The organism is Eubacterium sp. CAG:156, assembly GCF_000434315.1.
In the GTDB taxonomy this organism is placed as follows: domain Bacteria; phylum Bacillota; class Clostridia; order Lachnospirales; family Lachnospiraceae; genus Eubacterium_U; species Eubacterium_U album.
In genome coordinates, this window is the sequence record NZ_FR878182.1 from 228 (window position 1) to 456 (window position 229).

The following is a 229-nucleotide window of genomic DNA, read 5'->3' on the forward strand; positions in this document are numbered from 1 at the left end:
TGATAATCGTCATCATCAGGATATATTTTTCTTAATGCCTTTGCCTCTGCAAATGCTACTGCACCACCAAGCTGTGTTTCATAATTGAACAGATTTACATTAATCCATGATCTTAGTGCACAACGTCTTAAATCTTTTTTTGTTAACACCGGTGTTTTATCACTCATCTTCGTCAAATCCTCCTTCCACTATAGTTGTTTCTTTTGTTGAAACAATTTGTCTCTTATAA